Here is a 750-nt window from a genome sequence, read left to right on the forward strand (position 1 = left end):
ACGCTCTGTTGCACAAACGCAGCCTCCTGTCACTCCACAGAATGAGTGAGTTGGCAAGTTTACTATATCAAGGAGGTGAAAAACCAAATGGCAAAACCGTCTGCAGAGCAACTGTCGAAGATTAATCAGAAGGCACTTGTCCCCCTCACCGAAGAACAAGTCCATGTGTTCCAGGCAAGGATCATCGGAACGAAGAGGATTGATAAGTACAAAATGAAAATAACTCCAAACTTTCTTCGTAAGATGGCTGATCAGGTTAAAGAAGGTGTGGCACTGCTAGTGGACCACCCATGGCAAAAGTGGGAATCACTCTCTTTCCCATATGGCAGAACCTTCGACAGCCGTATTGTTGAGGAGAATGGAGAACTGGAGCTATACGGTGACCATTACATGGCTAAGGGTCTTGAAGCAAATGGGATATCCACGGACCAATTGGCTACCGGTATTGATGCGGGTACGATCTTTGACACATCAGCTGGCTTTATATCCACGAAGCATAACTGTAGCATTTGTGGTGGGGATTACTACCGTAATCCTGATTGTACGCATATCAGGGGATTGGAATACGATGGCAAGGAATGTCTTGTTCTTGCTGATGAAGGTTACATCATGGAAAACTCAATCGTATTCGATGGAGGTTATGAGGGAGCTGGTATCACGCGTGGTTCCCTCTCGTCAAAGATTCAAGAAGATAATGAGGTCCAACAGCAAACTGAATATGAACCACTTCCTCTAGATGCGAAGTCGCTG

General features: G+C 45.7%; 1 pseudogene. It reads left to right on the top strand.

The features are described from left to right. Window positions 1-87 precede the first annotated feature (87 nt). Window positions 88-750 (top strand): annotated as a pseudogene (locus C161_RS27490) (hypothetical protein); the annotation flags it as partial.

It is taken from the genome of Paenibacillus sp. FSL R5-192 (genome assembly GCF_000517845.1).
GTDB classification, from domain to species: Bacteria; Bacillota; Bacilli; order Paenibacillales; family Paenibacillaceae; genus Paenibacillus; species Paenibacillus amylolyticus.